This window comes from Methylobacterium mesophilicum, from assembly GCF_036441335.1.
Taxonomy (GTDB): Bacteria; Pseudomonadota; Alphaproteobacteria; order Rhizobiales; family Beijerinckiaceae; genus Methylobacterium; species Methylobacterium mesophilicum_B.
On the sequence record NZ_MLBW01000023.1, the window covers coordinates 182,485 to 191,436 of the forward strand.

Consider the following 8,952-nt stretch of genomic DNA (forward strand, 5'->3'; position numbering starts at 1 on the left):
CGGGCGAGCGCGGGGCGGAACCTTCGGCCTGGGGCCGGTATTAAGTTCCGCAAACGAGTAGAACCGGGAGCAAGCAGGTAAACGGCAGTTCAGAAACAGATCCAGGTTGGCAAGTCCCGTTGGAGTGTACATCCATGAAGAGACGCCGCGCACGACTTGAACTGGTTGAAGACCGCACGTCCCGCATTCATCGCACACGCTTCGACGAAGAACGCAATCTCGCTCCCATCCAACCGCTCACCGAACGCCAAGCCGAGTACCTCGACGCCCTCGCCCGCTCGCCGCAGGTCATCGTCCTGGGGCCCGCCGGCACCGGCAAGACCTTCATCGCCGGCACCCGCGCGGCGGACCAGCTCCGCCAGCGCCGCATCGCCAAGGTGGTCATCACCCGCCCGAACGTGCCCTCGGGCCGGTCGCTGGGCTACTTCCCCGGCACCCTGGAAGAGAAGATCGCCCCCTGGGTCGCGCCGCTCACCGAGGCCATGAAGGAGCGCATGGGCGCCGCCGCCTTCGAGATCGCCCTGAAGACCGGCGACATCGAGATCGTCCCGTTCGAGGTGATGCGCGGCCGGACCTTCAAGAACTGCCTCGTGATCCTCGACGAGGCGCAGAACACCACGATCAACGAGATCAAGATGTTCCTGACCCGGATCGGCGACGATTGCCAGGTCATCATCAACGGCGACGTCTCGCAGACGGATCTGCGCGAGACCTCCGGCCTGCGCACCGTCATGCACATGGTCAAGAGCCGGATGATGCCGGTCCCGGTGGTTGAGTTCACCCGCAACGACATCGTTCGCTCGGGGATCTGCGCCGAGTGGGTGAAGGCGTTCGAGGAAACGAATCTCTGAATCGGAAGTTGATGGCGGCGGGTCCTCGCAGACCCGCCGTGCCGTCCCCCGGCACGAGACGACTCTCCGCACCTCCCGCCCGGGAGGATGAACCGGGCGCCAAGCCCGGCCTTCAGAGAACTGGAGTCTCCTCGTGAGGAAACTGACCTTCGCCTTCGCCGTGCTGGCCTCCCTCGGCGGCGCCGCCCTCGTCCAGCCGGCCTCGGCGGCCCCTGCCATGCCCGGCGCCGTCGCGGCCCCGGACGCGGTGACGCATGTCCGCATGACCCCGATGGAGCGCCGCATGATGCACCGGCGCATGGAGCATCGCATGATGCACCGCCGGATGGAGCGCCGCATGATGCACCGGCGCATGCACCGCCGCATGATGCGCCACATGTGATGGCGTCGGCGGAGCGGGCCCCGACCGGCCCTGCTCCGCCTCCCCGGCCGGACTTGGAGCGGCCCTGGACCGGACCTGGACCGGACCTGGGCCGAGCTCGGGGCGGTCCGGGCGTTGCTCCCCATCGCGAAGATTCCTATCTCGTCGTCTCGAATCGCGCCGTCAGGCGGCCGCCGCGGCAGCCGGCCGATCCGGGAGACCCCGATGCCCCCCTCCAATCGACTGTTCGACGACCTCGCCCGCCTGATGACCGACGCCGCCGGCGCCGCCCAGGGCGTCCGCCGCGAGGCCGAGACCGTGGTCCGGGCGCAGCTCGAGCGCGTCGTCCGCGACCTCGACATCGCCTCCCGCGAGGAGCTCGACGTACTCCGCGACCTCGTGACCCAGCTCCAGGCGCAGAACGAGGCCCTGACGGCCCGCGTGGCGGCCCTGGAGGCGCGATCCGGCGCCGCCGGAGCGGGCGCCGCGGGCCTGAGCGAGGTGGTCTGAGTCTCCGCGGCAACGCCGCGGGCTTTTACACAGGAAGCGGCGTCGACGATCCGGTTTCCTGTTCACTGAATGTGACCTGCACTTTGTGTCGCGAGTCACGGCCGGTCTATAGTCGGGCATAGGGTGATTCGGGGGCTGCGGGGCGATGTCCGCAGAGCTTCGACAGTCGATCGTGTCACCGCCGGCCTAGATCTGCCGGTCGTTCAAGTTCTCGGAGTGTTCTCGCGCTCCGGTTTCGCGTCTCCGCCACGTCGGGCCGGATCTCGTCCGGGTCGTCCTTCTGGATCGTCATGCCGCTTCTCAACGTCGACTTCCACGACCCGGACCGGAACGAGCATCCGCTCGACGTCGTCGAGCGGCTGGCCTCACTGCGCGACTGGATCTTCGACCGGGCCGAAACCGACGAGATGTCGGTCACGAGCCCCGGTCGCTGGACCGACTACAACGTCGCCTTCACGTGGATCGAGGACGTCGAGGCGCTGCACGTCGCCTGCGCCTTCGACCTGAAGGTGCCGGAGCGGCAGCGCACCGAGGTGATGCGCCTGATCGCGCTGATCAACGAGCAGCTCTGGGTCGGCCATTTCGACCTCTGGACGACCGACAGCGTGGTGATGTTCCGGCACGCGCTCCTGCTGACTGGCGGCGCCGTCCCGACCCACCCGCAATGCGCCACCATGATGAAGACGGCGGTCGACGCCTGCGAGCGCTACTTCCAGGCGTTCCAGTTCGTCCTCTGGGCCGGCAAGAGCGCGCGCGAGGCCCTCGACGCCGTCCTGTTCGAGACCGAAGGCGAGGCGTGACCGCCGCGGGCGCCTCCGCGGCGCGGATGCCCGCCTCCCTGGTCCTGGCCGGGGCCGGCAAGATGGGCGGCGCGATGCTGGCGGGCTGGCTGGAGGCGGGCCTCAACGCCCGCCGCACCACCATCATCGACCCGGTGCCCGCGCGGCCGATCGTGGATCTCTGCGCCGACCGCGGCATCGCTCTGAACCCGCCCGATCCCGAGCCCGGTGCCGTCCTGGTGCTGGGGATCAAGCCCCAGGGCCTGGACGCGGCCGCTCCCGGGCTCGACCGCCTCATCGGCCGCGACACGCTCGTCGTCTCGATCCTGGCCGGCAAGACCGTCGCGGATCTCCGCGTCCGGCTGCCGCGGGCGCGCGCGATCGTCCGGGCGATGCCCAACCTGCCGGCGAGCATCGGCCGGGGCGCCACCGGCGCCTGCGCGAGTTCCGAAGTCACCCCGGAGCAGCGGGCGGCCGCGGAGGCGCTGTTCGCGGCGAACGGCGCGGTGGCGTGGCTCGCCGACGAGGCGCAGATCGACGCGGTGACGGCGGTCTCGGGTTCCGGACCGGCCTACGTCTTCCTGCTGGCCGAGACCCTGGCGGAGGCCGGCATCGCGGCCGGCCTGGAACCCGACGTCGCCCGAAGCCTCGCCCGGGCGACCGTGGCGGGGGCCGGCGCGCTCCTCGATGCCAGCCCGGCGGAGGCGGCGGAGTTGCGCCGCAACGTCACCTCGCCCGGCGGCACCACCGCGGCGGCCCTCGACGTGCTGATGCGGGACGACGGCCTCGGCGCGCTGATGCGGGAGGCGGTGGCCGCGGCCCGTCGGCGGGCCGGGGAACTGTCCGGCTGACAGCGATCCGATCGCGCGGGCTGACATCGGGCATCGTCCGTGCGGCATGGCCGCGCGACGGACCTGCCCTTCGCGGCCCGCCCGCCTACATGAGGCGACACGACCGATCAGACCGGGCAACCGATCCATGACCGACAGCAAAGACCCCTCGAAGCGGCCCCGCAAGGCCGCGAGCCCCGCCAAGGCAAGCACCGCCCGGAAGAGCGCTGCCCACGAGAGTGCTGCCCAAGAGAGCGTCGCGCCCGGCTCCTCGGCCCGGGACGGCGCGGCCGGGACAGGCGACGGGGGGACGTCGAGCGGCGCGCCGAAGCTGTCGCCCCGGGAGGCGGCCGTCGAGGCCCTGATGCGCCTCGCCGCCGAGCAGCCCTGGAACGACATCGAGGTCAGCGACATCGCCCGCGAGGCGGGCCTCACGCTCGCCGAGCTGCGCGACCTGTTCCCGTCGAAGGGGGCCGTCCTCGGCGGCCTGACCCGCATCATCGACCGCAAGGTCCTAGAGGGCGATCTCACGGGCCTTGAGGAGGAGCCGACGCGCGAGCGGCTGTTCGACGTGCTGATGCGCCGCCTCGACGCCATGGAGCCCTACAAGCGGGCGCTCCGCCGGATCGCGTACGCGCTCCGCGGCGAGCCGCTGTCGATGCTGGCGCTGAACGGCGTCATGCTGAACTCGCACCGCTACATGCTGGCGGCGGCCGGGATCGACACCGAGGGATCGCTCGGGCAGCTCAAGCTGCAGGGCGTGGTCATCGCCTTCGCCCGCGTGACCCAGGTCTGGCTGGACGACGACGACCCGGCGCTCGCCCGGACGATGGCGCGGCTCGACAAGGAGATCCGCAACGGCGAGCGCATTATGGAGCGGGCCGAGGATGTCCGCCGTCTGACGGCGCCCCTGCGCGCCATCGGCCGCTCTTTCCTGGACCGGCGGCCGCGCGAGCGGCGGAGCCGCGACGGCGACGGCGACGAGAGCGATCCCGCCGCCGCCATCTAGGTCGGTCGCTCACGCGGCCCGGATGTCGCTGAGGAAGCTGTCGACCTCGCGCTTGACCGTCAGGGACTGCGTCGCCAGCTCGGACGCGGCGCTCTGAACCTGCGCGGCGGCGCTCCCGGCCTCCCGGGCGGCGGCCAGCACGCGTGCCACGTTGGCCGAGACGCCCTCCGTCCCCCGGGCCGCCTCGCCGGCGTTGCGCGAGATCTCGCCGGTGGCCGCCGTCTGCTGCACGACGGTCGCCGCGATGGCGCCGCTGATCTCGTTCACGGCTGCGATCGTGCGGGCGATCTGCGCCATCGCCTCCGCGGCCTGCCCGGAGGCCGCCTGGATCGCGGCGATCTGGCCGCCGATCTCCTCGGTCGCCCGGGCCGTCTGCGCGGCGAGTTCCTTCACCTCGGACGCCACGACCGCGAAGCCGCGCCCCGCCGCGCCGGCCCGCGCCGCCTCGATCGTGGCGTTGAGGGCCAGCAGGTTGGTCTGGTTCGCGATGCCGGAGATCATGATCACGGCGGCGCCGATCTGCTCGGCGGCGGCGCGCAGGCTCGCCATGGCGGCGTTGGTCGCCTCGGCCTCGTGGGCGGCGTGACCCGCCACCGCGTTGGAGCGCACGACCTGCCGCTCGATCTCCTGAAGCGAGGAGACCATCTCCTCGGCGGCGGCCGCGACGGTCTGGACGTTGGCCGAGGTCTGGGCGGCGGCCGAGCTCGACGTCATCGCCTGGGTGTTGGTGTTGTCGGCCACCCGGGTCATCGCCTGCGCGGTCGCGTCGAGCGCGCTGGTCGCCGCCGTGACGATCTCGAGGGAGGCGGCGATCCTCTGCTGGAAGGCGTGGACGAGCTCGTCGACCCGCTGGGCGCGCCGGAGGCGCCCCGCCTGCTCGGCGGCCTGCGCCGCCTCGAGCTCCGCCCGGGCGACGGCGTTCTGGCGGAAGATGTCGACGGCCCTGGCCATCGCGCCCATCTCGTCGGTCGCGTCGCGGTAGGGCACCGCGACCTGGAGGTCGCCGCCGGCCAGGCGCGTCATCGCCTCCGTCATGCCGGCGACCGGCCGGATGATGCTGCGGGCCAGCACGAAGGCCAGGACGGCCCCGAGGAGCAGGGCCGCGGCGACGAGGCCGATCAGGATGTACCGCGCCCGTGACGCGGCCAGCGCGGTCTCTCGGGAAATCCGCTCGCCGGCGGCCACGATCCGGTCGCGCAGCGCGACGCCGAGCCGGTCGATCGTGTCGGCGTGGGGCTTGATCCCGGTCTCGAACGTCGCCGTCGCCGCCGCCACCGCTTGGTCGTACGCGCGGAAGCCGGCCGCGGCGGCGACCAGCGCGTCGCGGACGGCGCTGAGCTGCGGCGCGAAGGCCGCGCCGCCCTGCGTGTTCCTGAACGCGTCCAGGGCCGCCAGAGCCTGCTCGGCCCGCTGCTCGAAGGCGCCGCGGTCCTGCGGATCCAGGCCGATCACGAAGCGGGCCGACGCGATGCGGGACCGCAGGACCGCGTTCTCGATGTGCTCGGCCCGCGCCAGCATCGCCTCACCGCCCCGGGCACGCACGTCCGCGAGCAGGTTGCCGAGGAGAGTGGTGAGGGTATTGCCGGTCTCGTAGAGTTTCGCCCTGGCCTCGCGCAGGCTCGCACCCGTGGCCGCGAGGCGCTCCAGCTCCGGCTCCATCGCGCGGGCGGCGGCCCGCACGTCGTCGTACAGCTTCCGCCCTCCGTCCGTGATGGCCAGCGAGAAGTACGTGTCGCAGGTCTGCTCGATCGCCTGCCGGGTCTGCTCCATCGCGGCGATCAGATCGGGACTGGGCTGGAGCCGGTACCGCTCCGCCGTTCCGATGAGGCGTGCGGCGTGACCGTCGATCACCAGGACCGATTGCGCCCCCCGCTCCACGCGCGCCTGGAGCGCGTGGTCTTCGCCGATCACACCCTGCTGGTAGATCGCGAATGCGCCGATGATGCCCGTGAGCATGACGAATATCGCAAATCCCGCGTAGAGGCGCGCGCGTATCCCAATTCTCACGGGCATATCTTCCACAGAACGGGCCGGTTTCTCGGCACATCGATAGACCACAGGATCATGACAACATCGCGTCACCCGATCAAGTTCAACTTGTACTACAGATATACGGCGCCGATATTTCGAGATCGATCAGATCTCACGCGCGCGCGGGCCCGCTGCAGACGCCGGGCCACGCGCCCAAACGGCAATCCGCGCGTTCTCGTCGCGATGGACCAGTCCTGACCGCGCGCCGCGGCCTGCCCGAAGCCTTCGCCTTGCGCGTGTCCGCCGCCGAGCCGCGTCGCGACTCCGCGGAAATCACTCTTCGCCCGGATCTCGCGGCGCTGCATTGGACTGGCCGCGCGGACCGGCCCGCGTCGCCGACATCGGCCGGGAAACCTCGATCTCGACAGGCTCGAACGTGCACGCAGGCGCGTCGAATCGCGGCGGCCGCGGCCCGATCGACGCGCTGCGCCGCTCTTCAGGCCCCGGGCCGTCCGGCTCGGTCAGGTCATCGCGCCGTTCTTCAGGCCGCGCGATTCGCCAGCGCCTCGCGCATGGTCGTGGCGACCATCCCGTTCTGGAACTGGTCGCGCGGGACGAGCAGCGCGTCGGGAACGCGGGCCGACGCCTCCGGCCCCATCGCGTCGACCGGGTCGCTGGCGAGGATGATGCGCAGGGCCGGGCGCAGGGCCCGCGCCTCGACGGCGAGCTGCGCGCAGCACAGGCCGCCCTGGAGCGCGGTATCGACCACCATCACGTCCACCGGCAGGCCCAGGGCCAGCACCGTCATGGCGTCGACGCCGCGGTCGCAGGCGGTGACCTGATAGCCCAGCATCCGGACCTGGGCCGAGACCTCGTCGCGCCAGCGCTTGTGGCGGCCGACGACCAGGACCTGGATCCGGTAGCAGCTGCCCTGGGGAAGGCTGCTCGAGGCAGTCTCGACGTCGGCTGGGGGCATTCCGCACTCGACTTCGCGCTGGCTTTGCGATGCAGCATGCTAAGCTGGGATGCAATCCACACGCAAGCCCGGCGCCGCGAACCCGCCGCATTCGGCGCCGCGGTTGCACAAAGGCGAAGCACTCCCGCGGCGTGATCATAGGCTGGGCACGGAGTTGACGCCGGCGGGGTCGCGCGGGCAACACCGGGCCGCCGCGGGACCTGAGCCGCGCGCTGCCGGAGCCCGAGCCGATGTCGTCCGCGAAAGCCCCTCCCGTCTCCCCGCTGGCGCCCACCGCGATGCCCGACCTGCCGCCCCTGCCGGGCGTGCGGATCGCGACCGCCCAGGCGGGGATCCGCTACAGCGGCCGCACCGACGTGCTCTACGTCGCCCTCGAGCCCGGGACCCGGGCGGCCGGCGTGTTCACCCGCTCGAAATGCCCCTCGGCCCCGGTGGACTGGTGCCGCGACGCCCTGGCGGACGGGTCGGCGCGGGCGCTCGTGGTCAATTCCGGCAACGCCAACGCCTTCACGGGCCGGCTCGGGCGCGACGCGGTGGCGCGCACCGTCGAGATCGCCGCGGAGGCGGCGGGCTGCGGCGCGCGCGAGGTCTACGTCGCCTCGACCGGCGTGATCGGCGAGCCGCTCCCGGCGGAGCGATTCGCCGGCGTGCTGGCGGAGTGCGCGGCCCGGGCCGAGGACGGGCCGGCCGCCTGGACCGCGGCGGCCCGGGCGATCATGACGACCGACACCTTCCCGAAGCTCGCGACCCGCGCGGCCGAGATCGACGGCGTGCGCGTGACGATCAACGGCATCGCCAAGGGCGCCGGCATGATCGCCCCCGACATGGCGACGATGCTGTCCTTCGTCTTCACCGACGCGGCCCTGCCGCGGGACGTGCTGCAGGCGCTCCTCTCGGCCGGGACGCGGACGAGCTTCAACTGCGTGACCGTGGACGGCGACACCTCCACCTCCGACACGCTGATGCTGTTCGCCACCGCCAAGGCCGGCAACCCGGCGGTCACCGACCCCGCCGACCCGCGTCTCGCCGGCTTCCGGGAGGCGCTCGACGGCCTGCTGGTCGAGCTGGCCCAGCTCGTCGCGAAGGACGGCGAGGGCGCGCGCAAGTTCGTCACCGTGCGGGTGACCGGCGCCGAGAGCGACGCCTCCGCGCACCGCATCGCGATGTCGATCGCCAACTCGCCGCTGGTGAAGACCGCGGTGGCGGGCGAGGACGCCAACTGGGGCCGCGTGGTGATGGCCGTGGGCAAGGCCGGCGAGCCCGCCGACCGCGACCGGCTCGCGATCTGGTTCGGCGACGTGCGGGTGGCCGTCCAGGGCGCCCGCGATCCCGACTACAGCGAGGCGGCGGCGAGCGCCGTGATGCGCGAGCCGGAGATCACGGTCCGGGTCGATCTCGGCCTGGGAGAGGGCTCGGCCCGCGTCTGGACCTGCGACCTGACCAAGGCCTACGTCGAGATCAACGGGGATTACCGCTCGTGAGGGCGATCCTGGCCGGCACGCTCCTCGTCCTGAGCCTGGCGACCGGGGCGCGGGCCGACGACGCGGCGTGCAAGCGCCACATCGGCGTCGTCGGGCGCGCGTCGGAGACGCGGGCGCCGGACTTCGCCGAAGTGACGATCGGCATCGAGGCGCGCGGCCCGACCGCGGCGGCCGCCCTCGACGC

General features: G+C 72.2%; 9 protein-coding genes and 1 pseudogene. 8 read left to right on the forward strand and 2 right to left on the reverse strand.

Annotated elements, in window-relative coordinates; genetic code table 11:
* The first annotated feature begins 134 nt into the window (after positions 1-134).
* From MMR14E_RS15705 to MMR14E_RS15730, 6 genes are all read left to right on the forward strand, one after another.
* Positions 135-851 carry a PhoH family protein gene (locus MMR14E_RS15705; RefSeq protein WP_331315543.1) on the forward strand — a complete coding sequence of 239 codons (717 nt, stop codon included), beginning with the start codon at positions 135-137 and terminating at the stop codon, positions 849-851.
* Between the two features lie 133 nt (positions 852-984).
* Positions 985-1,233 (forward strand): hypothetical protein, encoded by a 249-nt coding sequence (locus MMR14E_RS15710; RefSeq protein WP_331315544.1) that lies wholly within the window; start codon positions 985-987, stop codon positions 1,231-1,233.
* A 204-nt stretch (positions 1,234-1,437) separates the two neighbouring features.
* Complete coding sequence (locus MMR14E_RS15715) at positions 1,438-1,722, forward strand: accessory factor UbiK family protein (protein ID WP_331315545.1); 285 nt, start codon at positions 1,438-1,440, stop codon at positions 1,720-1,722.
* A gap of 290 nt (positions 1,723-2,012) precedes the next feature.
* The gene (locus MMR14E_RS15720) at positions 2,013-2,522 is read left to right on the forward strand and encodes a YbjN domain-containing protein (RefSeq protein WP_020090942.1); all 510 of its coding nucleotides are present in this window, start codon (positions 2,013-2,015) and stop codon (positions 2,520-2,522) included.
* Complete coding sequence (gene proC, locus MMR14E_RS15725) at positions 2,519-3,352, forward strand: pyrroline-5-carboxylate reductase (RefSeq protein WP_419539352.1); 834 nt, start codon at positions 2,519-2,521, stop codon at positions 3,350-3,352. Before MMR14E_RS15720 ends, proC begins: the two co-directional genes overlap by 4 nt.
* A 127-nt stretch (positions 3,353-3,479) precedes the next feature.
* Positions 3,480-4,340 (forward strand): TetR/AcrR family transcriptional regulator, encoded by an 861-nt coding sequence (locus tag MMR14E_RS15730; protein ID WP_331315546.1) that lies wholly within the window; start codon positions 3,480-3,482, stop codon positions 4,338-4,340.
* 9 nt (positions 4,341-4,349) lie between these two features.
* Here MMR14E_RS15730 and MMR14E_RS15735 read toward each other — a convergent pair whose 3' ends face one another.
* Positions 4,350-6,296: a methyl-accepting chemotaxis protein gene (locus MMR14E_RS15735; RefSeq protein WP_331315547.1), complete on the reverse strand. Its 1,947-nt coding sequence runs from the start codon at positions 6,294-6,296 to the stop codon at positions 4,350-4,352.
* A 556-nt stretch (positions 6,297-6,852) separates the two neighbouring features.
* On the reverse strand, positions 6,853-7,287 hold the full coding sequence (locus MMR14E_RS15740) for a histidine kinase (RefSeq protein ID WP_331315548.1): 435 nt from the start codon (positions 7,285-7,287) through the stop codon (positions 6,853-6,855).
* 230 nt (positions 7,288-7,517) lie between these two features.
* Between MMR14E_RS15740 and argJ the strand changes: the two genes are divergently transcribed.
* Together argJ and MMR14E_RS15750 are read left to right on the forward strand one after the other, a co-directional pair.
* Positions 7,518-8,768: a bifunctional glutamate N-acetyltransferase/amino-acid acetyltransferase ArgJ gene (gene argJ / locus MMR14E_RS15745; protein WP_331315550.1), complete on the forward strand. Its 1,251-nt coding sequence runs from the start codon at positions 7,518-7,520 to the stop codon at positions 8,766-8,768.
* Positions 8,765-8,952: pseudogene (locus MMR14E_RS15750) on the forward strand (SIMPL domain-containing protein); the annotation flags it as partial. The gene argJ and the pseudogene MMR14E_RS15750, both read left to right, overlap by 4 nt.

Excerpts from the sequence above, each read along its gene's own strand:
- MMR14E_RS15735 (WP_331315547.1), bottom strand. The coding sequence starts at position 6,296 with ATGCTCACGGGCATCATCGGCGCATTCGCGATCTACCAGCAGGGTGTG.
- MMR14E_RS15730 (WP_331315546.1), top strand. The coding sequence starts at position 3,480 with ATGACCGACAGCAAAGACCCCTCGAAGCGGCCCCGCAAGGCCGCGAGC.
- MMR14E_RS15705 (WP_331315543.1), top strand. The coding sequence starts at position 135 with ATGAAGAGACGCCGCGCACGACTTGAACTGGTTGAAGACCGCACGTCC.
- MMR14E_RS15715 (WP_331315545.1), top strand. The coding sequence starts at position 1,438 with ATGCCCCCCTCCAATCGACTGTTCGACGACCTCGCCCGCCTGATGACC.
- MMR14E_RS15740 (WP_331315548.1), bottom strand. The coding sequence starts at position 7,287 with ATGCCCCCAGCCGACGTCGAGACTGCCTCGAGCAGCCTTCCCCAGGGC.
- MMR14E_RS15720 (WP_020090942.1), top strand. The coding sequence starts at position 2,013 with ATGCCGCTTCTCAACGTCGACTTCCACGACCCGGACCGGAACGAGCAT.
- argJ (WP_331315550.1), top strand. The coding sequence starts at position 7,518 with ATGTCGTCCGCGAAAGCCCCTCCCGTCTCCCCGCTGGCGCCCACCGCG.